20 protein-coding genes are annotated in these 22,296 nt (G+C 39.3%); 15 read left to right on the forward strand and 5 right to left on the reverse strand.

Going from position 1 to position 22,296, the window contains the following annotated elements:
- Positions 1-26: 26 nt before the first annotated feature.
- Positions 27-1,193, reverse strand: coding sequence for a YcaO-like family protein (locus tag L4D20_RS03505; RefSeq protein ID WP_428800160.1), 1,167 nt, complete (start codon positions 1,191-1,193; stop codon positions 27-29).
- A 441-nt stretch (positions 1,194-1,634) separates the two neighbouring features.
- Between L4D20_RS03505 and L4D20_RS03510 the strand changes: the two genes are divergently transcribed.
- A complete protein-coding gene (locus L4D20_RS03510; RefSeq protein ID WP_428800161.1) occupies positions 1,635-2,498 on the forward strand; it encodes a hypothetical protein in 864 nt (287 codons plus the stop codon).
- 95 nt (positions 2,499-2,593) lie between these two features.
- Here L4D20_RS03510 and L4D20_RS03515 read toward each other — a convergent pair whose 3' ends face one another.
- Together L4D20_RS03515 and L4D20_RS03520 are read right to left on the reverse strand one after the other, a co-directional pair.
- Positions 2,594-3,067, reverse strand: coding sequence for a hypothetical protein (locus tag L4D20_RS03515; RefSeq protein WP_428800162.1), 474 nt, complete (start codon positions 3,065-3,067; stop codon positions 2,594-2,596).
- On the reverse strand, positions 3,060-3,707 hold the full coding sequence (locus L4D20_RS03520; RefSeq protein ID WP_428800750.1) for a winged helix-turn-helix domain-containing protein: 648 nt from the start codon (positions 3,705-3,707) through the stop codon (positions 3,060-3,062). The genes L4D20_RS03515 and L4D20_RS03520 overlap by 8 nt, the downstream gene beginning before the upstream one ends.
- Before the next feature lie 675 nt (positions 3,708-4,382).
- Between L4D20_RS03520 and L4D20_RS03525 the strand changes: the two genes are divergently transcribed.
- The 8 genes from L4D20_RS03525 to L4D20_RS03560 all read left to right on the forward strand — a co-directional run bounded on the left by L4D20_RS03525 (position 4,383) and on the right by L4D20_RS03560 (position 13,353).
- Positions 4,383-5,831: a tryptophanase gene (locus L4D20_RS03525; protein WP_428800163.1), complete on the forward strand. Its 1,449-nt coding sequence runs from the start codon at positions 4,383-4,385 to the stop codon at positions 5,829-5,831.
- A 606-nt stretch (positions 5,832-6,437) separates the two neighbouring features.
- Positions 6,438-8,087 (forward strand): TIGR04141 family sporadically distributed protein, encoded by a 1,650-nt coding sequence (locus tag L4D20_RS03530; RefSeq protein ID WP_428800164.1) that lies wholly within the window; start codon positions 6,438-6,440, stop codon positions 8,085-8,087.
- Between the two features lie 141 nt (positions 8,088-8,228).
- Positions 8,229-8,702, forward strand: a complete 474-nt coding sequence (locus L4D20_RS03535; protein ID WP_428800165.1) for a sensor protein — start codon at positions 8,229-8,231, stop codon at positions 8,700-8,702.
- A gap of 120 nt (positions 8,703-8,822) precedes the next feature.
- Positions 8,823-9,263 carry a hypothetical protein gene (locus tag L4D20_RS03540; RefSeq protein WP_428800166.1) on the forward strand — a complete coding sequence of 147 codons (441 nt, stop codon included), beginning with the start codon at positions 8,823-8,825 and terminating at the stop codon, positions 9,261-9,263.
- Between the two features lie 674 nt (positions 9,264-9,937).
- Entirely contained in the window at positions 9,938-10,621 is a 684-nt protein-coding gene (locus tag L4D20_RS03545) for an FRG domain-containing protein (protein ID WP_428800167.1), read from the forward strand.
- Positions 10,622-10,806: 185 nt separating this feature from the next.
- The gene (locus tag L4D20_RS03550) at positions 10,807-11,658 is read left to right on the forward strand and encodes a hypothetical protein (RefSeq protein ID WP_069520274.1); all 852 of its coding nucleotides are present in this window, start codon (positions 10,807-10,809) and stop codon (positions 11,656-11,658) included.
- Between the two features lie 544 nt (positions 11,659-12,202).
- Positions 12,203-12,457 carry a hypothetical protein gene (locus tag L4D20_RS03555; RefSeq protein WP_428800168.1) on the forward strand — a complete coding sequence of 85 codons (255 nt, stop codon included), beginning with the start codon at positions 12,203-12,205 and terminating at the stop codon, positions 12,455-12,457.
- Between the two features lie 185 nt (positions 12,458-12,642).
- Positions 12,643-13,353, forward strand: a complete 711-nt coding sequence (locus L4D20_RS03560) for an HAD family hydrolase (protein ID WP_248009035.1) — start codon at positions 12,643-12,645, stop codon at positions 13,351-13,353.
- Between the two features lie 253 nt (positions 13,354-13,606).
- On the opposite strand, the gene L4D20_RS03565 is transcribed toward L4D20_RS03560, so the two are convergent.
- The gene (locus L4D20_RS03565) at positions 13,607-14,194 is read right to left on the reverse strand and encodes a polysaccharide deacetylase family protein (protein WP_428800169.1); all 588 of its coding nucleotides are present in this window, start codon (positions 14,192-14,194) and stop codon (positions 13,607-13,609) included.
- Between the two features lie 183 nt (positions 14,195-14,377).
- Here L4D20_RS03565 and L4D20_RS03570 point away from each other — a divergent pair, with 183 nt between their 5' ends.
- The 6 genes from L4D20_RS03570 to L4D20_RS03595 all read left to right on the forward strand — a co-directional run bounded on the left by L4D20_RS03570 (position 14,378) and on the right by L4D20_RS03595 (position 20,455).
- On the forward strand, positions 14,378-15,142 hold the full coding sequence (locus L4D20_RS03570) for a class I SAM-dependent methyltransferase (RefSeq protein ID WP_428800170.1): 765 nt from the start codon (positions 14,378-14,380) through the stop codon (positions 15,140-15,142).
- A 146-nt stretch (positions 15,143-15,288) separates the two neighbouring features.
- On the forward strand, positions 15,289-15,993 hold the full coding sequence (locus L4D20_RS03575) for an EamA family transporter (RefSeq protein ID WP_428800171.1): 705 nt from the start codon (positions 15,289-15,291) through the stop codon (positions 15,991-15,993).
- Between the two features lie 828 nt (positions 15,994-16,821).
- Entirely contained in the window at positions 16,822-18,120 is a 1,299-nt protein-coding gene (locus L4D20_RS03580; RefSeq protein WP_428800172.1) for an aromatic amino acid transport family protein, read from the forward strand.
- Positions 18,121-18,598: 478 nt separating this feature from the next.
- A complete protein-coding gene (locus L4D20_RS03585; protein ID WP_428800173.1) occupies positions 18,599-19,225 on the forward strand; it encodes a hypothetical protein in 627 nt (208 codons plus the stop codon).
- A gap of 107 nt (positions 19,226-19,332) precedes the next feature.
- On the forward strand, positions 19,333-19,968 hold the full coding sequence (locus L4D20_RS03590) for a hypothetical protein (protein WP_428800174.1): 636 nt from the start codon (positions 19,333-19,335) through the stop codon (positions 19,966-19,968).
- Between the two features lie 145 nt (positions 19,969-20,113).
- Entirely contained in the window at positions 20,114-20,455 is a 342-nt protein-coding gene (locus L4D20_RS03595; protein WP_428800175.1) for a hypothetical protein, read from the forward strand.
- Between the two features lie 797 nt (positions 20,456-21,252).
- Here L4D20_RS03595 and L4D20_RS03600 read toward each other — a convergent pair.
- Positions 21,253-22,224, reverse strand: coding sequence for an ABC transporter substrate-binding protein (locus L4D20_RS03600; RefSeq protein WP_428800176.1), 972 nt, complete (start codon positions 22,222-22,224; stop codon positions 21,253-21,255).
- Between the last annotated feature and the right edge of the window lie 72 nt (positions 22,225-22,296).

Below are 22,296 nucleotides of genomic sequence, written 5' to 3' on the forward strand. Positions count from 1 at the left end.
ATATGTCTTGATTTTATAATCTAAATTTATCTTAAAGGTATGACCCATTTACCTGTGTCAATGATATTGAATCGCTCCAATCCGGGTATGTAAACGGAAACAAACCATATATTCTTTGTTTGGAATGCGGTGCGAAATAATAGAGATGAACGTGTTTCATTTATCGCTAGGTTTAATTTTTTGTAATGGTAATAAAAACTGTGCAAGTCAGGCCTAAGGGCGGTTAGATCCCTAATTGGCAGATCGCTAAAGTGTGAAAATTTGACCAATCTACTTAGTTTCTCAACACTGTTTAAAAAGTTTGCGGATTGGGTGTCTTTTTCATGCTTAATCGGACTAAAGAATTCGACGGTTTGAACCAGTTCAAACCATGCCCGTTCTATAGCGTGGTATTTAGAGTATGAGACGCCTGACGAGCGTAATGTCATAGGGCTGATATCTGATTCTAGGGTACAAGCACAGAAATAAGACCCGAGCTCAGTAGCCGACATGATCACTGTGACCTGGTCAAGATCTATGGTTGATAACGGATTTTTTTCTAATATCGCTAAAGGTATTGAAACCCGATAAAACGAGCCAGTATATTGAGAATGACTAATATACTGTTTATAAAGTTCACTCATATGATGTTTTTCGACAAGTTCGTTCGCACCATGCAAAATAGCTTCTTCGAATGTTGAGCCAGAGGCCCAGCCGCTACTTGATGAATAAGTCTTAAGAAATTGAAACGCATCAGTTTTTATAAGAGGTTCAGCGTGATAGGGGTTGACGAGCACTTCTGGGATTAGGTAAGTGTGGGTGTTAGTGAGTGAATAGTAGCGCGAGTATTTCAAAGGGCCGTCGTCATATTCCGTCAAGATATTCCCAAACAAGCATGCACAGTGCCTCTCTTCTGATAATAGCCAATGTCTTAGAGATTGGACTGATGTGTCTGATGAAATGAACTGATATTGCAGCAGTATCTGTTCGAGTGCTTTGTAATATGCGCCGACAACCGACCAAGGTCCTTTACCTACGCCTGTCGTTAAGTATTCGCCTTTATTGTTTGATAAATCGACGGATGCCACTAAGCCATTTTGACTCGTCTTGACAGAGGAATGAATATTGTATTCTTTTAGGCAATCTGTAATGTTTTTCAGTGATTCATTCACATCTATTTGACGTTCTGATGGGACTGCGTATGTGTACATCATCCACTCCGTATTTTTCTAGTTTTTAATAAGGCTATGAACTTTATTTACGTGACTGTTAAGGTGTTGGTTCCGTAACCGGTTATTCACCTAAGTTAGTATTGGTTCGTTTTTTATAAACATAATTCAATTTTATCGCCATTTATCGCTAGGGATTTCTGTGCCGTTACTGCATTATTTTAAGCTTATATAACCACGTGTATTCATTGGTAAGGAGTAATTTATAGATTATTTAATGCCTTTGATTGTTATTTATTTTTGTAACGCAGTAATAGTCGTGATGTCATTCGTTTTGGATTGAGTAGGGTTATTTTTATTGATATATATCTAACGTGGGTGGTTTGTATTAATTATTATAAATAACTGGTCTTTGTTCTAGTTGTAAATAATGTTGACTCGTTATCGATCATTAATGAAAAGAATAAACACAATAGAGGGAAAATAATGAAATCACTCGGAAAACCATTAGCAATGTCATTAATGTGTTGGGCAACCGAACCAATCGCAGATGATCGGACAACTGATCTGGCTACGTTTGAATCTGAAAACGCCATTGTATGCATTCCACCGCTAAATATGTCGGAAGGAGACACTTATCAATGTGGAGCAAGTATTACAATGTCTCAAGGATTCAGATGTACGATTGATTCATTGGATAGTGACCGCCGATGCGGTGTCATTAAACTTGGGATTGTATCCAAGATGGGGGCGGCAGATGAATTTGATTGGGAAGCGGAGATTAAGCAAATATTTGAGACGTATGGTGATGAAATTAGACAGCGACTCGTAACGCTACAAAATACGTTTAATCGAGATCAGGCTAAAATGTACTTTGACGAAGAACCCGAAGAACCAATGTTACAGCAGGAAGTCATACGCGATGGCAATAAACCAAGGGGCAAGAATGCGTTTTTTTTTAGCGAGGTTTCAACGTCAAGGGGGGATAAAAGAATTGAAAAGCTCACTGTTCGGGTTATGGATTATTCAGCAACCATCAAACTACCGATCGCTATCTACAGCGTTCATGAAGAAGTAGTGATTAGGGCTGAAGGAGGGGCATACGATTATGTATCAACTCTAGATGCGGGCAATGGTGCATTAGTTGTCGATCATGATAGACGTATTCTTATAAAGGGGGGCAAAGAGCAGTATTTCAGTATGTTAATGCTGATTACAAGTTATGATCGCTTTGGCGATTGGACTATAGGGGCAAATACACAGATGGCAAGTGCCGATCTTGTTCGTATGGATTCTAACGTTCAAGGTCTTGTGTCATGCAGGGCTAAAAATGACGATGATATTATATAGTTAGTATTCGTTTAATGACCAAATTTGTCTTGTGAATACACCAGTTACCCAAGCCTTACTTGGCTAACGTTTTAGTGAACGTCTGTCGAAGAGGTTTAAAGGTTATTTATGTATTCACTTAGGCTCGTGATCCCTATTACTTTACCGACACAAAAAGCCGGGGTAGGGTAATTCCGCCATAGGTAAACTTGATCACCCACTCGCTCAATTTTTTCGAAGCGAGCAAATAATTTTTCGCTTAGCAAGTTTTCGACGTTGACATAATTGTCATCATCTTTTTTGCCTACTATAAACTCTCTATCTTCAAATATCCGTATCCATTGGCTCCCATATATCAACTGATACGAATTAATACGCCATTGGGAAATAACATTGCCCTGATCGTCTTCCTGAGTATGTAGCGCGGAGACATAACCACGATTAGATGCAATCGTAGCGCGACGATGATGTTCTTCCAGATTGATCTTTATTTCGAAATTGCTCACATAGCCACCGAACGCACCAAAAAGAAAAACAGCAAACATCAATACCAATAAGGTGAGTGAGAACCTTGTTCGAAAACTATTCATTATTTTCCACCTTCATCCAGTTTCGACCACTTAAATAGAAAGTATCATTAGGTTGGGCTGATAATGTGTCAGGTATTGCTATTGATTGATGTTTTTCCCTTGAGTTATAACATACTTTCACCGTGTCAATAACCGTACACTGGGTAGTTACCCAGGACGTACTTACAAACAATATACATAAAACAGTAATGCTTATTACGGCATAGAAAATGATTATACTAAACACATGATGCAACGATGCTTTTTGAATTCCATCTTGAAGTGTGTCGTCCATTGAGGGGGTGGCACGCAACTCGGTCTGCGGGATCTCAAGTTTATAACCGATCCGTGGGACATTAGTAATCTCCACCTCAACCAGTTTAAGAATCTTTCGAATGTTAGTCATTGCGACGGGGAGTGAATTAGAACCGATTATATCGGGTCGTCCCCAACCTGCGATGATCAAGTCATACTTACTGACTACGTTTCCGTCGTGTTCATACAAACAGCGTAAAATTGCACTTTCGGGGTGTGTCAGTGAAAATGACTTTCCATTCTGAAGCCGGATTTCGGAGGTAGAGTCGTCTTTTACAAGAATGCATTTACCTAGCCGGTATTGGGTTTGTTGATCAATGTCTTCTTGGCTGTCTGTCATAAGCATGGTCACTTATTATTCCGTTTTTAGTTAGTGTAGCAAGCGTCATTGTAGGGAGGCACCTCTGTTTCTTCTCCAATAATAAAAGAAGAATTGAGCGTTTTTTTGTTTAGTGTGCCTTACTGATAATTTTACATATAAGTAACATATTAATTTCATACATGAAGTATTATTTATAATAATTTATATATCTAATTTTATAAGTTACTGTTTATTAAGACTTTAAGTTTTTAGGTCATTTTGTGATTGGCGATTTTCTTGCTAGTGGTTTAATCGTATTTGGACTCGAAAATACCGTTTTAAGTGACGTAATTGTGTTTAATTGGTCTAAATGGTGATTCCAAGTGTTGTTGGATTTTTGCTTTAGGTCATTACGAATACAAGGTGACGTTCATAATATGGCTCTGTGATAATCGGCTAATTTCCAACGTAATGAACGATGCTTTTACTCCAGTTTATTTTTTGGTCATGGTCATCCTTGATGGACCGAATGCTATAATTAATGCATAAATTAAGATTGGATTTTTGAATAGAAAGCTATGGTATTTGTTCTTTTGGAATAATCAGCATGTGTTTAGGTGCGGTTACCATAAAGCTAAAATTAGGCATGAAACCGATATAAATACTTGTATTTGAGCGGTAGTTCATGAACTTCATAATTCAATCAGTAAGGTCTACTATATGAAAGCAGAACTATATGATCCGATGTTAAGCGATTCTATTCATTTACCCGAACCATTTAGAATCCGAGTCATTGAACCTATTACTCGAATTTCTAAAACGGATCGACTGAGGGCATTGGAACAAGCGGGTCTAAATACGCTTTTGTTGGACAGTAAAGATGTTTATATCGACTGTTTGACGGATAGTGGGACTGGTGCGGTTACTCAATCAATGCAAGCGGCGATGCTACTCGGTGACGAAGCATATAGTGGCAGTAAAAGCTTTCGAAAACTGGAGTCAGTTGTCACTAATATTTTTGGTTACGCTTTGACGATTCCTACTCATCAGGGAAGGGGCGCAGAGCAATTGTATGTTCCTAACTTGATCAAATACAGAGAGACTCACCACGGTTTAGATAAAAGTAAGATGGTAGTGATCTCAAACTTTTTCTTCGACACCACGCAGGCTCATGCGCAAATAAATGGCTGCACGATTAAAAATACCCCATCTGACCAAGCCTTTGACACTAGCGTGGATGGCCTATTTAAAGGCAACTTTGATCTAGAAAGACTTCGCGATACCATCGAAACGCATGGCCCCCACAATATCCCGTACATTGTTAGTACGATCACATGCAATTCAATCGGTGGACAACCCGTATCTATGGCTAACCTCAAAGGTGTGTACACCATAGCAAAAAAATATGAGATCCCCGTTGTCCTTGATTGCGCCCGCTTTGCTGAAAATGCGTATTTTATCCAACAGCGAGAGCCTGGGTATGAAAATGTAAGTATTGAGGCGATCACTAAAGAGATGTTTGAATACGCTGATTTAATGTCTATGTCGGCAAAAAAAGATGCAATGGTACCTATGGGCGGTTTACTGAGTTTCAAAAATCGACAATATGAGGACGTCTTTAAAGACTGCCAAAACTTATGTGTGGTTTTGGAGGGTTTTCCAACTTATGGCGGACTAGAAGGCGGCGCAATGGAAAGGTTGGCTGTTGGACTGTATGAATCGATGCGACAAGAATGGCTTGAATATAGAGTAAAACAGATTGAATACTTAGTTGAAGGGTTAGAAAAGATAGGGGTTGTCTGTCAGCAACCCGGTGGCCATGCTGCATTTGTAGACGCTGGAAGATTACTGCCTCATATTCCCCCGACACAATTTCCCGGAATGGCGTTAGCTAATGAATTGTATTTAATTGCTGGAATTAGAACGCCTGAAATTGGTTCATTGCTACTCGGGCGTGATCCAAAAACAGGAGTGCAACTGCCGTGTCCTGCGGAGTTATTACGTATCACGATCCCAAGAGCGACTTACACTCAGTCTCATATGGATTATATCATTAAGGCTTTTTCTATAGTGAAGGAAAACGCAAGCCAAATAAGAGGGTTAGCTTTTTCTTATGAGCCGCCTGTGTTAAGGCATTTCAATGCTCGATTTACGCAAGTAGACATGTAACAACACAATAAATACAAATGCTATGCAAGCCTGTAGAGCGATTAATAGATCGCGTGGGTAACGAAAGTAAAAAACAAATGTTTCTGTGTTACTACTCGGCCCAACTGATTGATAATCGCATATTCACTTCGTTTGTATACACCAATGAAAAGCGGGCTGTATTGTATCCCCATCCAATACAGCCCTGATCTGCACCATCAATACTGAACACCAACCTAAGCGACTTTCCATACCCATCGTTATTTATGAGTCGCGAAACTTCTATTTTCCAAAACTCATTTCCATCCATCTTCGCAGTCGCCAGTTCTGGCTTGCCCCATTTAGTGGCTAATTATTAAACATAAATTATTTGTTTCGCGTAGGGCATGGGGATAGGTTAGCGGTGTAACAAGCGGTTAGGTGTTCAACAAACGTCGCGATCTAAAGTAAGCAAGTACACCTAATGAAAGGTTCACCGATTGTTAGACGGTTTTTTCCGTAATCCGATACTGAAATTATAAGTGATTTATTTACGTTCCTTGAGTTACTTATGAAGTTTTAGAAAGGAAAGATAGACGGAAAGTAAAAGCAGGTTTATTTCGTCTAAGCAAGCGTTAGGCATCAAGTATGGAGTATTCTGCAATGGTTGGTGATGATAAAAAGCCGTACCTTTTTTTAAATTCATTTCTCGTAAAAGATGAGTATAAAGACCTTGATGTAAGTGAACTCTTAAAGAGTTCAGCTCTAGTGAATACTTACGACATTGATACTCAGCATGAGCTAGAGGGGAATCTTTTCGTAAAGATCCCAGCGGAGAAAAAGCCTAAGTGGACTACTTTTACTGAAGAAGTTACTGGTGTAGTTTTGGATGAGCTGTCGAATAGATCTAGCTCTGCGTTATTAATTATTAAAACCCCTGACAATATAATGGCTTTTACGTTTGGTTATGGTCGTTTTCTCTTAGATACTAAATATTTTGTGAATGACTTTGGAATTAAAACAGCGTTGAACACTTTAAAGCACGACAGCTTGAGAAGTGTTGATCTTTTTACTTTAGATGATCAAGCTGTACAAAAAAAGTCTCAAGCTGCGAGAGAATCAGATGTTGGTGTCTTTGGGATTGATATTTCAAAAGATGTATTGAGAGCAGTAACAGGTTCGCCTAAAGCAGGTGTTAATCTAAAGAATATCTCAGGAGGCGATTCTGTATTTTCTTTTGGTTTAGAGTTAAACATCGATGAGATCAGTGATTTAATATCAACGCTTTCAGGTTATTACAACAATGACTCTTACAAAGGTGAATTTTCATGGGTAGATAACATTCGTAAAATTAAGGAATCGTCTGAAATTTCAAAGCTAGATGATCATCTTGTAACTGCATTAAGAGCTAAAAGTCCTGATGTATGTGTCACTATCCCTGAGCTAGCTGATTGGGATTCTATTTGGGGCTTTAGCTTTACGCGATCCAAAAACATTATAAATCCTACAATTGATACTAACGACTACTATGCAAATCTTGATGTTGCGGCTGTATGTATTGATTCAATAAAGAGAGATCGACTATTTGTATACGATGTCCATGAAAATGAAACAGAACACCAAATATATAAATCTATTTACTTTGAGCATAAAATAAGTAACAAAGTATATGTGCTATTTGCTGGAGCATGGTACGAAATCGCTACTGACTTTATGACTAGAATAAACACTACTCTTTCACAAATACCTATATCTAGCTTACCATTCCCTGAAGTTTATACATGGAGTGAAGTGGTCGATGGTAAGACAAAAGATAAGATTGAAACCGAAGGTGACTACAATGAAAGGGCTGCCAATACACATTCTTATCACCTTTTAGATAAAAAATTAATTAAAAGCAATCGCACGACAACCTCTATTGAGCTTTGTGACTTAATGACCGAAAACAGGCAATATATTCATGTCAAACACCGGAAAGGTGGCTCGGCTGGTTTAAGTCACTTATTTGCTCAAGGTAGCGTATCTGCTGAAATATTATTGGGTGATAAAGAGTTTAGAAAAGCAACTAGAAAAGTACTTAAGCGCGTGTGTAATGGATTACAGAATACAGTTCCGTTAGAAAATTTCAAAAGTAATGGTGTAGACGTTGTATTTGTAATACTTGGCGAAGACTCATCAACCTTGAAGGATAACTTACCATTTTTTAGTAAGGTGAACCTTTCGAAGGCATTTGAAAGTCTTTCACAGCGAGGGTTTGAAGTACAAATTACGGGTGTAGGTACGATACCTAAGCCTTGATGTATAACAAGTCAATTCAAAGGACAAAAACATCGAGCAATTGTTCCTTCGTTTCTAATTTTAGCTGCTTAACAATGCGTTAACTGTGTTTGTAATTTTCAGTTCTTCTCGGCGTTATTGATTGTTAAAGGTAATGTTTTGATGAAAAATTGTTTTGTCTTTTTACTTCTGTTTTTATGTGGTTGTGCCGCTAAGCATATGCCGTATTCTGCCAAGCTAGAGTTAAGTGAAGAAGCCGCTGTAAAAATCATTGAGCAGGTTGTTATGGAACAGCCTTTAAATTACAGACCTGAAGACATAGTTGTCACCGATTCGTATATTGGTTTATCTGACGGTTTAAAAACCAGTAGTCACACTATGAGCAATATTAATGAGGATTCAGGCATGGTGTTATCTTCTTTAAAAATAGAAGCATCTGACATTAGCTCAAGATACTATTTCAATTCCATATCTGCCTTGGAACTTTTCAGTAAGAGCGATTGGTATATCGTTCAAATGAAAAACGATGAAAATCTCGTGGTAAAACTTTTTTATACAAGAAGTTTAAGCAAAGCAGAGCGCCTGATTGACGCAATCAGCTATATGATAATTTCAGCTAAACCATTTGGTTCTTAGTCATACGGCTAATAAAGTGATTTATGTGACACTGTAACTGGTGGCATTTTTGCTTCGAAAAAAGTATATACCAAGGTTTCGTACGAGTTAGCTAAGCGTTATACGTTTGAGGAAAAACATATGAAGTTTATCTCTAGTCTTAGTTTGTTTGTGCTGGTGGTGCCTCTAAGTAGCCATGCTGTTCCTTATTCAGCGGAGCAGCTTTATACGGTCAATCAGGACTATGCGAAATGCTTGGATGTCACGTTAGGTAATTTTAAATCAGATGGACAAGCCCAAAAGGCAATGTCCAAGTTTTACAGAGCAATTACAGCGAATACGGACAAAATCCTAGAGTTGCAGCTTCAAGCTAATGATGAGGTGATGCAAACGTTTTTAGAAATGCTTCAAGACCGTCAGATATTGTTAGGCTATATGGTCGCTAAAATGTCTGAACCCGACAAAGCATTCGAAGTTGAAAAAGATGAGCAAAAAAAGGCATTTTATTTCGATTGGAAGCTAGTTAATCAAGAGTTGTGGAGAACGAATGGGTGTAATGCTATTTATCGCTCACTTGATTAAATTCTAATGCTTCTCTATCAGCCGGTTCTACCTATCAGCTGGTGGTTGGTATTTGCGGTGAGTGGCATAGCGGCATTGCGGATCCAAGTATTAGTTTTCGCGGCTAGCTTGTAGAAACGCCTGCACGGGCTTCTGTATTAACTAATTTGGCGTTCGTCTGGCTAGCATTGATGGAGTGGTTTCAAAGGCGAATGTACAGTCCATTCGAATAGGTAGCAATGGCATTTGTAGTTGTAGCAATGGGGTTAATGAGACTAAATCACGAGAAGTCGAATAAAAAGTGAGGAGGACAGCGTATTGATACCAAGTTTTTTAAGACTGTTACGCTGGAATAAGTTAACGCTTATGCTCAATCTTAGCTTGAACAGTTACTTGTAGTGATGGGTGAAAGTGGTTTCTATGTTAGAGGTTTTATGATGGGACATGAAATACGAAACTCCCCAAAGCTTCTTAGAGTGCGAGAACTGATACGTTTTTGTAACTCAAAATTAAACAAATATAGCTATTAAAAAGTTCCTAGCTTACTAGACGGACTTTTTCCGTAATCCTCTACTCAATCTTGAAATAAGGTATTGATATATCTTGAGTTGCATATAATCTTTTAGCAAGATAGACGGAAAGACAAAAGTGGAATTATTCCGTCTAATAAGCGTTATATTTTTTAGGAAAGTTCAGTGATTACAAATTTTAACGAGCTTCATCAGGCTTTATCAAAATACAAGAATAATAGTGCTTGGGTTTTTCGAGGTCATGGACACCCAGACTGGGAATTAAAGCCTAAAGTCGGTCGTAAACCATATTCCAACTCAAGCGAAGAAGTGATTTTTAAAGCCTGGAAGCGGCGCGCAAAGGAGTTTATAAGAGAACAACCAAAATCTGACTGGGAGTGGTTGGCGATTGCACAGCATCATGGTTTGGCTACAAAGCTCTTAGATTGGAGCTACAATCCCTTGGTCGCCGCTTTTTTTGCTGTATCTGGTGGTGATGAAGATCTTGATGCGAAGATTTTTTGCTACAAGTGCATGTGGGAATTTAATCCTGAAAAGGTTGTTAGTCCATTTGAAATTAAAGGTGCTGGCAAATTCAAACCAACTGGTGTCGTTCCGAGAATTATTCGGCAGGGTGGTGTGTTTACGGTTAGCTCTGATCCTAACAAAAGTATTGAGGAGCTAATGCGTGACAATGAGGAATTAGAAGTAATCACAATTTCAAAGGATTATCGTAAAGCCCTTCTCGAAGAGTTGAACTTTTATGGTATCAATACATCAGCTATTTACCCTGACTTAGATGGCTTATCTAGTCACATGAACTGGATTGTTGAAAATAACATTTATAACCTTGCGCCAGAAAAAATATAACAAGGCGCTCAACAGTGACCCGTAACGCGTGGCATTTTTGCTTCGCAAAAGTATATGCCACGGTTTCGGGCACGTTAGCTTGGCGTTATGTGTAAGCCGAGGATTATAGCCATCCGGCATGTTGCTCTATACGTGTATTGTTGCTGAGTGTATAATTGCACTTTCTCACTTATTAGACTAAGGCTATGTCGCAATCTTTCCTTGAATTCCACTTCGAGTACAACCCAAACCGAAAAAATGTCGGAGAAGTCTTTTTCGCATTAGGTAACTATGTATCAGCTTATGAAAGCTTTGGAAAGGCGATCGCAGATGCAATCGGAAATGACCTTGATTTCTGTATAGAAATTAATGACATTCAAAGTGGTTCCATAAAGTTGAAGCTTCTAAAACTATTCGACGAATTAACAAGCCCTAATGAACTAATTAAAGACCTTACTGGAGAGATTGGCTCCTTGGAATCACTGTCGGAAATTACTCAAAGGCAAAATCAAAAGCTGAGTCGTAAGGTGAATTCAAGTGGTCGATACAAGGAGAGGGTAGAGCCATCTCTGAATGACTTAGATGTTGCTTTAGCAATGGAAAAGTGGTCTGACGCAAATAGAATGGTCGAGCCTGATGAAAAACTTACTATTACTGATGGGATCGACTCTGAACAACCGAGTAACGTAATTAATATTGATACTGGCTTTAGACTAAGTAAGCGTCCTAGAGATATGTTCTCTAATTTTATAGACAAACATGATGACAAAGAAATCGTCGATGTTATTAGGCCATGCTTTCGTGGTGACTTAAACTGGCGCTTCCAAAATACTCAAACAAAGCTTACTTACAATGCTCCAATCAAAGACTCTTTGTGGCTTGAAGAATATCAAAACGGTCAAAAGAAAGTGGATGTTAAAGATAGCTTGCTTGTTCACTCAGCTTATGAGCTTTGGCGCGTTAAGGGGAAACCGACGATAAAAAATGCGCAAATAAAAAAAGTTATAGATATTATCGAATGTAATGGGACACAGTGTGAGTTCTTTGGAAGAGATTAGATATGCTGCTATCTCTTATACATTTGTCATAATCCCTTTTTTAGCGTTAGTTCTAGTTAAAGGTTTTACTGGCCAATGGGGAGACTTACTAACAACGAGCGATTGGGCTATTGCTAGTGCAATGATTTACTCTAGCTCCATAATTACAGTTAGGAGCGCTGCGAAAGAGCATCGTGCAGAAGTCAATGATATTAGTCTTGATTGGTTTATGAGCAAAACACTTATTATGGCTGTAATAAGTGTAATTCTGTACGTGTTAGTCTTATTAGTGCCCTCAACGCCATTGGGAATCACCCAAATACTACTCTTCGTATATTCATCGCTGTCACACTTCCGTATAGCAAGGGCGGTGTATCGTTTACAAAACACATAACAAAGCATTTAAGAGTGATTCGCAACGCTTGGCAGTTTCGCTTCGCTCAAGTATAGTCAAGCGTCGCTCACACCTTAATGCGGCGTTATATGATTATCTGTAATAACGTATATTCCTAATTATCAATAGAAATACTCTAAGATAAGACTTCGATCTTTTTAGGGTGTAGTTATGGGTAAGTCTTGGGTTTTAATTGGTGTTGCATTTATTGGGTACTATTCTTTCGGTAAGTTTAATGACCATATGAATAACGTAGTTCTAGCTTCGTCAAATGACCATCTTCAAAAGCTTCACGAGCATGTAATGTGCGATAACAAGCCAGATTTAACATTTTTTGAGTCTTTAACTTCAACCAAAGCTGGTTGGGCTTTGAGGGAACGAGGTCGTGTTGATTTAGCAATGGAAGTATCGATGAGTTGTAAGTAACAACATAACAATAAATTTATGCAGATTCACAACGCTTGGCACTTTTGGTTTGAATCAACTTTAGTGTTTACAGCACAATGCATTAGTTAGGTGGCAGCGTTGCTCACTACTTAATTTGGCGTATGCTTCTTCGAAAAATTAGTGAAATTGTATGCTTAAACGTTATTCAGAATATAGAGGTAAAAATGAAACTAGATGCAATACTGTGGGACTATGATGGAACTCTTGTAAATTCCGTACCAAAGAATATTGATATCACAAAGTCTATCCTATCTATCGTTGCGCCACGCTTAACGGGTGAGAATTTACCGAAGTATTTACACGATGAGGATTCGTACCATGAAGCGAATCATGGTGCTAAAAATTGGCAAGAGCTTTACGTTGATTATTACGGCTTAACTCATGACGAAATGATTATAGCTGGGAGTTTGTGGGCTGAGCATCAAGAGAAAAATAAAACAGAGGTAGCATTGTTTGATGGAATCAAGACTGTGGTGGATAAATTTTCTCTACTACCTCATGGTATTTGCTCTCAGAACTCACAAAACAACATTCGCCGTGTATTGAAAAGCAATGGTATAGATACTCCATTTAAGGCAATTGTCGGCTATGATGATGTGTCAAATGGTAATCAAAAACCTCATGCCTTTGGGGGTATTAAGTGTGTTGAGTCAATATTTGGTCACACGGACAGCGAATTGCTCATGTATATCGGCGACCACGAAGCAGATACTAAGTTTGCCCGCAATTTGGAAATGACTCTTGGTGGTAAAACTAAGGTAATTGCCGTTGCTGCGGGTTACAGTCGTTCTGAGCCAGAGCTATGGGAGTCTCAGCCTGATTACACCGCACATACTGTAGAAGATCTCTTGAGTATTATCGGAAAATACGCATAACAAACGTTTAAGGTATCAAGATACTTTATTTAATTAGAACGACGAGCTTTTAGCCCAATATACTTAAAACGTTTGTGTCCATCTTCGAGCTAGCTGGCATAGCTAGCTCAGGTTTTCCCCATTGTGAGCCAGTGCGAAATTGAATTTGATTTCAAATTCTTCATTTAGGCTTACTTTTAACTAATGACATAGTGCTTCTGTTAAGAGCTTCATGAGGTTCGACGGAGGCCGATTCACTTGGTGAGTTAAGAATTTAGCCAGTAATCTTGTTGTCGTTGTCGTTAATGAGATGTCGCTTCTCTAACCCCAAAGCGACCAGATGATGAAATACTGTTTGCTTCCCTCCTATTGCTGAAAGCATCGTTTCTCTCATTGTCTTCACTATCACGCACCGGGTTTCGCCCCCCTCAGTGTTAGCGTAAGACTCGCGAAACTGTTGAGACGCCATTTTGCTCTGTTTGAGCAAAGAAAAGGTTGTCCCTATGATGTTAAAAAACTCGGCACGTTTAATGTGGCTGAAGGTGTCTACACCGCTACAGGTTAATCGTTGATGAGAAGTTGATGCATGGGCAGTTTGCCGATCATAGGCGTTAATGACTGCACTGGCAGCATCGACACTTTTTTCCCATTCACATCGAATAGTTTCATTTGTTAAAGATTGGGTAGAAACGCCATACCTTCGGTGCTCTGCTACTCCAGCTCGTACAAGTTGCCTTATTTGATTTTGACTCAGCGCCAACTCACGTAAGTCAAAACCACAATAAGATCTAGGAAATTGATTGGCGGATTGCAAGATCGCCAGAGCCAAAGGCGTTCTCAATTGAGGCCACATCTTTCCCATAAATAAATACTCACTAAACAAATATCTCGGCAGCATAAGCGTATTGTCGTAAAAAATATTTAGGACAATTTAAGCTGAAATAATCCGTCTAACTTACTAATTAATAATAAATTAATAAATGGGAATTTGGTGTCGAGGTAACATTGAGGTGACTGTTTAGCGAAAACAGAGGCCTGAACGAAAATGAACAATACGGACGATCGTTGGAACAAATTACTATGGCATGACGAAAAACACTTCTCTATTGAAGAGATTAATTTTCATTTAGTGTCTTGGGGTAGCCCTAAAAAGAAAACCACGATAAACAACTTCGTTTTGGTTAAAGACCCGTTATTCTCCCAATCAATGGCTCGAATTTGCGCGCCGTTAACGCCTAAACACATTCTTGAGTTTGGGGTGTATCACGGTGCAAGTCTGGTGTTGCTGGATAAAGTTTTTGCCCCCAGCAGCATAGTCGGTATTGATGAGCGTCAAGAGCATCCCGTCTTAAGTCAATATAGAAGGGGCGCGTCAGCACATGCTGAGATAACGCCGTATTGCGGAATAAAGCAAGATGATGTGGAAAAGTTAAATCAAATCTTGGAGCTACATTTTCCGAAAAAAGATGTGGATCTGATCATCGATGATTGCAGCCACTTATATGAGCCTACCAAAACTGCGTTTGTTACCTCCTTTCCATACCTTAAATCAGGAGGCATATACATTATAGAGGATTGGGGGTGGGCGCACTGGCCTGGGGATTTTCAAGAGACAACGCCATTTCCCGGGATCCCTCTAAGCAAATTGATTTTTGAATTGCTTATGCTGCAAAACGTCATTCCAAATGTTATCGCCAAAATTGAAACAGACTATAATCATGTCGCCATTACAAAAGGGGAGCAGGGCAATGAGACAAACCTGTTTGACCTTATAAGGTGTAAAGCGTCGATTGAAATTAACAAGCAATGAGCACGTCTTACTCGATTTTGGCTCTGGCTGTGTTATTGGGCTCATTGGATAAATGGCTTTCACGTATTTGTTTAAAAAAGACGCCATTGTGCAATGAGTATTTATTCGCCTATCAAATAACATGCAGCGTTTTGGTCGGGGTATTTATGGCTATTGAATTAGGCCATGCACGTATACTATTCGATGATGAGACTAACCCGTGGGCGCTCGCGTTTTTGATCCTTGCCAGTATTTTCTCCTGGATGGGGTTTGCTTACTCTACGTTCAGAGCGCGCGCGTCAACGGAATTAGGCATTGTTTCTGTTATCTCAAAAACCAAGGTGGTTTGGAGCGTTCTGTTCGGCATTGTTTTTTTTAATGAAAGTCTGACCTCCTTGCAAGTCTTAGGAGGGTTGCTGATACTGCTTGCGTCAATGCTCATCGGTAAACCCAGCCAAGTAAGCCTTCGTTTATTGAATCATTTACACGCTTGGCTCGCCCCGATATTTCTAACCATTGCGATAGGCGTTGATAAAACACTAACCGAGTATTTACCGTCCAGCGTGATCTTGTTTATCGGGTTTTCTGGGACGGCTCTTTTAACGCCAATACTCTTTAAAATTCGTTATGATTTGATAAAAGAGGTCGCACTAAATGCAATGATAACAGCCGCTTGTGGCTCTATAAGCTACTACCTGTTATTAAAAGTGCTCAACATGAGCGCCTTTAGTGTCGTTATGGCTTTGTTTCAATGCGCCTTTATGTTGGATATGATTTTTGGCTACTTTGTCTTAAATGAACATACTCACCTTAAAAGAAAAATGGCGTCTTGTTTACTCGCTACCCTTGGCATTTTGACGCTTGTCTCGTGAACGCATCGACTAGGCTCATTTGGATCGCTTTTGTTTAAGATCTCTTGTTGAGGGTACCCTTGAACCACGTCCTATTTAGGATTAGAGAACCGTTCGCTTTTTCTATAAGTGAGGAGCGGCCGTTTCAAAGCCTGAACGCCATGTTCAGGCTAACTAATGCTCAGGTTAATTTGGTTTTCGATCGATTCGTTTCAGTGTTCATTAAGATAAATCGAAAGAAAAGAGGCGATGGAGTACTCTTTAATGAGGTGCTCCATCGCCGGTGCAGCAGTGAGTGTAAGTAAAACAAAGGGCGGGTTTGTTCAACGTACGGTTAATGCTACGTTCAAGTAAATAGGATGACGGGGTGAGGGTGCCGAGTAGTCGTTGCTTGACACAGACCTGAGCTAGGTTAGTCCCGTCTCGCTATTTACACGGCTAAAATGACACGATAGTACTGAGTGGGGTAGTAAATAGTCGGTAATTTATTGCTATATACCCTAGGTCATATTCAACAAAGAGTGGTTTTGCTGTCTTGTTGCCGATAGGCTAATTCTGACCTTCTTAAAACTTTATTCATTTTAGCAGGTAGTGATATCTCTACGAAATCTATTTTATCTCATCACCGCTACTCGTAGCATTTATATATCCAACGTCCTTTAGCGTTGATAACAAGTATATACCAACAATAAATAACCATTATTTAGGACCTCTAACTCTTGTTACGTGCGACCATCTGTCCCCAAGATATTGGTAGCATACTTGAGGAGTGAGTAAGTTAGTCAGTTATTGTCTTGGTATGGGCGGAGTGTGAATGTGATGAAGAATTAAAATTAAGTGGAGCTAATAATGGATAATATTTCTGGTAATGAGTCAGTTAATCAAAAGCAATTAAATACGGAAAGTAAAAAACCTAAGTTATTGGGAGGATGCAGTATAATAGCCTGCATCTGTGTCGGCACTGGCACGTTAACTCTCCCTGCCGCTGGAGCGGGCGCTTGGACTATTTGGTCAATACTCACCCTTATAGGAGTCATGGCCATTATGATCTCAAGCGGGTGTATTTTGTTAGAAGCCCTAAAGGCTTACCCATATCGTTCATCTTATTCAACCGTGACTAAAGATATATTGGGTAATCGCGTTGCGCTTATTAATAATTTGGCAGTCTATTTTGTTGGAGTGATCCTTCTTTATGCATACATCACCGTTTCTGGACTGATTTTAGAGGAATATGTGAGCATAAATGCCTCTGTTGCATCAGTGTTGTTTGTCTCGGTATTTTCGTTCTTAATTTGGCACTCCACAAAGTGGGTTGATAGAGCATCACTTGTACTACTCCTGGTGATGGTGTTTACTTTTATATTCTCTGTTTTAGGCCTTGTAAAGGACATCAATGTCAACTTTCTGATGTATCACGATCCCAGCGGATCACAAAGCAAATATGTTCTTTCATTTCTGCCTATTGCTCTTGCAGCATTCGGGTTTCATCATGCTGTTTCGACAATGCGAGACTATTATCGTGATGAATATGTCGCTCAGAGAGCGTTAGTCGGTGGCGCTCTGATCGCACTGACAGTATACGTTATTTGGGTACTCAGTATTTACGGTAATATAGAACGGTCTAGCTTTTGGGAAATCAATGCTGCTGGTGGCAACGTTGACTCTTTACTGTTGGCGATAATTGAGGGATTACAGGATGAAGCATTAACTATTGTGATCGGTTCATTTTCATCAGCGGCTATCTTGTCGAGTTTTATCGGTGTGGGGTTAGGGCTATTTGACTTTCTTGCTGATGTTTTTAAGTTTGGAAACTCTCGCATTGATAGGACCAAAACATGGGCTGTAACATTTTTACCACCATTGATATGCTCTCTACTTTATCCGATGGGGTTTCTTATCTCGATTGGATATGTAGCTCCATTTGCAGCTACCTGGACATGTATAATCCCAGTTTTGATAGTGAGAAAATTGCGTAAAGACTCTCTGATAGGATCTAATACTGAAACTCAACCTAGCTCAAGTGCTAGTCAATATCGATTTGCGGGTGGAAACGGCGCTCTTTTTGTTGTTTTCTCATTCGGGGTTTCGATCGTCCTCATTCAATTTTTGGATATACTTGAACTATTGCCTCGTTTTGGCGTTTCTTAATGGTATTCGCGCTGGGGTAGTTTGTACTTCATTTTACTAGCAGGTTTACTGCTTAGTTCTGAGTCGCGCACATGAAAGTTCTAAGGTTGGCTAGAGCCAAAGCGAATATTTGGGTCTTTTGTTGTTAAGACGATGATGGATCTTAAAGGCCTATCTAGCTCTACAATTTTATTACTTTTTCATGTCCAGCTTTCCCCCAAGAATCAAGAATCAAGAATCAAGAATCAAGAATCAAGGCTCAATCGTGCTTGGCTCAAAGCTTCTCGGAGTGTTAGCCGTAACTCAATATTAAGCCAAAACAACTAACGATCAGCCTTGGCTTACTAGACGGGCTTTTTCCGTAATCCTCTGTCAAACTTCAAATAAAGCATTGATACATAGTGAGTTACCTATGATGCTTGAGCAAGGTAGAGGGAAAGCAAAAGCGGAATTATTCCGTCTAATAAGCGTTAAGTTTTAAATTAATCCGGAGAGTTCTTTGTCTAAAAAATGGTTAGCTATATGTATTATCTTAAGTACTTTTTTGGCGTTGCTTCCATTCTTAAGCTTGCCTATTCCTTCGACAAATACAGGGTTTATATCTTCGTATGGGGCATACTTAGCAGGCACATTATCTCCATTAATCTCATTTTTTGCATTAATTGCACTTTTGAAAACTATAAATTCACAACAAGCCCAGATTAAACAATTCTCTGTTGAGAGCCAGAAAAATGAAATAGTACGATTTATAGAAAAACTGGATGACAGAATTGAAATTGTACTATCGAACCATAACGTTCCTATAGAAGCTGACGGTGAAAAATATAGCCTTTTTCAGGTTATGACTATGACTTATTTTTGTACTACATATCATCAAGCAGTAAAAAAAGAAAATGAATATTTATCAGGTAATCTATCGTCAACCGAACTTAGGGTTTTTGAATCTGTAGGGTCTGCTAATGTATGTATGATTCGAATTGCTGAACATATAGAAGCTTACAAAAAGCTATCAAATGATAAATACTTGGAGTCTTTTTATTTTGCTAAATATAAAAATTTAGCTGATCGTCTACATGCTTTGGACTATTTATCAAAAGAAAAATACCAATTGTGGGATAGAACTTAACAAGGCGTTTAAACGGAACAAAAACAGTGGGTTACGTTTCGCTCCGCTACACATTATAACCCACAATTTTTGTCCGCTTAACGCGGCGTTATAAGGCTTAGGAAACTATGATGATTGATAATGAAGAAAAAGAGCGTAGAGCTCGTATTGTTGTTGATGAATGTGGAGGTATCCAGTTTCCTCAAGAAGCATTTTATATTCACTCAATCGCCTATTCAGCAGGACGTTGTATCGAAGTCTTTGAACGTTACGCAAATCTTAAGAACGAAGATATACCACCTGGTTACTTGGTGGCTTTGATACAAGAAGCTGTAGGACATGCAGCAGCACTGTCTAGATACTTCTGGCCAACACCCAATAAAAAGAAAGTAATTGTAAATCAAATGGAATTACGTAGTGCGAGAGCAAGTAAGTTGAGGTTGGCATTCCAACAGACAGAGCAGTCGCCACTCTATAATCGAGAGCTAAGAAATGCTTGGGAGCATTTTGATGAACGGTTAGATGATTATCTTTTGAGTCACATGGCAGGTATGTTCAATCCAACAGCAGTTATTGGCAGCCATGAAGAAGCTGACGTACCGACGAACCACATATTTAAGCTCCTAGATATAGAAAATGAGTGTCTTGTTCTCATGAATGAAAAATACTTCTATTTGCCAATTTATCAAGAGGTTAAAAAGATCCTTGATTTGGCAATGCAATTCGATAGTGAAGGGGCAAGATTACCAAGAGCAGCCTTATAACAAAGCGTTTAAGACAGATTCTCAACGCATGGCATTTTTCATTCCATCGTTGGGTTTATAAGGTGGTATGGTTGGGTTCTGTGGTGGCGTTGCTCACTACTTAACGCAGCGTTATGCCAATTAGAGAATAACGGAGAGATAGCGGATGGAAAAGTGGCTGATAGAGGCGAATGCAGCATTAGAAGAAGCACTGTCTGCTATTTCTTCTGGTGAAATCTCCAAGGAAAACATGTACCAATTGGCATCAGTTCTCTATGCTAAACGAAATCAAATGGGCAATGATGCGTTATTTGAAATGATGAACAATGAAATTGATGAACAAGTAGAAACAGACTGGTCATTCGATTCCAATTCGAAAAAACAATACAGATTTCACTTTGTATCATCTTATCTACTTTGTTATGTCATTGCGGGTAAAATCGACGAATTTTTCTATGATGAATTGATGGACTATGTGAATGAAAACTTAGGTTTATTTGTAGATTAGTTGGCCTGTAACAAGCACGTAAACGACTATGGCGTCAATAGCTAGCTTTTTACGTTGTCAGAAGACTATTTCGAGAATGCCGTCTAACACGCTTTTTCCCCTTTGTGTTTTAGCGCGATTACTCAGCAACGGGTCGCGCTACTGAGTTTAAGATACTTATAGTTATGTCTGGCTGTTGAACGGTTCTGCTCGTAACTGGACAAAAATAAATCAGCACCCTATAACATTATGTAAAAGGCAATTTGTTGAGGAGGGTTAAGATTATTGAGAGAGGATACCTAAGAGAACTACGAATTTCGAATCTTTGAAAATCAGATAACCTTAACAAATCCAAACTTGGTCAAATGATGGCCAATTAGCCTCAATCACTACATGCTCAACGCTTGATATATAAAAACATGCTAGCGCTGAAAAAAATGGCTACAGACCGACTGTGCAGTTACTGTAGCCAAAGTGAACAATAAATAAACAAAAATACCAATTCAGACTTATTACCAACGCGATACAGAAAGAGTACAGGTGATGCGTAAAAAGGAAGTATGTACTTTCCTGTGACAACCCACGTTACTAACCTTATTGAGTATGCACCTATGATATGGAACTAGAAGTAAATAATACTAAATTATCTAATATTATTTTATTCAGGGCGTACAACATGCTGACTTTGTTTCAGAGCTGGATCATTTAATATTCACGCTTCTTTTGATTCCGCGAGACGCTGAAATGGGCGCCATTTCCCGTGGGCAGATCGGCGAGTGATCGTGACTGCCCACATTTAAATCTCGTGCACTTCACACTCAATCTATTGCAGACCAACTAGAAGGGGGGGTTAAGTTCCAACGCGCTGCTTCTTGTCGACTATACATGGCTTTTCCTTTTTCACCCGTTTTAATTGGGATTTTAGAGGCTGATTTACCTTGGAGTATCTGCTCAGCAATTGCCCCGGCAGCAGACCCTTGGCTTTCCCCAAATAACACGATGCCACCGATAGTTTTGCCTTGACCTACAGAAAAATCCCAGAAACCAAAAATGGGAATAGGAGTATTCTGGTTTGTCCAAGACAACACATTGTTGGCGTCGACATTATTGAGTTGTTCATCTACCAGCGTGTGGTACAACCCTATAACAATGGCTTGGTACCCATCTTTTTTGGCGTCAGTCACTAAGCTTTTCCACTCACTAATGGTTTCAACATTGTAGGTCGTTATCTCCACCTTTAACTGTCGAAGGGCGCCCTCAAACTGGGTAGAAATAAAGGTGTTGGCTATGTGGGACGTAGTACCAGAATCAAAAAGCACTAACACTTTGCCTTGGTCCATTTGCATCAACTGGGTAATGCTTTTTATGTTCTTGAGCAATAAAGGTCGCTCCAATATACCGGTGATTTCCGCTTGTCCCCTATACTCAGCAAGAAGTCCTCTAGGGTTCGAATTTATTCCTAAGAAAACAATACTAATGGGCTCGTTATAGAGTTTTGGTAACATGTATTTGAGGGCATTATCATCCCCAAGGAGCACGACATCTGGCTTATGATTTTGGTAATAGTCCCAGGCCTTATCCGCCATGTCGGCATATTGGCTTCGGGGGATACGCTTTGTGTCCATTTGAAAAGTCACCAATTCATGGTCGACATTGACGCGACTTTTTATTCCTTGGATGTATTCTTTATCCCAAGGAAACTCTGAGTGATAACTTTCAATGAGTAATATCTTTCCCGCGACAGCAGGAGAGCAAAAAAGGGTGAGTAATACGAGCAAAAATATTTTCATAATTTCTACGGCTTGTCGTCTGCTGTATACCCTAAAGTATAGCTGAGGGAAGGATAACCGCCTTTGAATGAC

The sequence above is a fragment of the Vibrio kyushuensis genome (assembly GCF_050337325.1).
Lineage (GTDB): Bacteria > Pseudomonadota > Gammaproteobacteria > Enterobacterales > Vibrionaceae > Vibrio > Vibrio kyushuensis.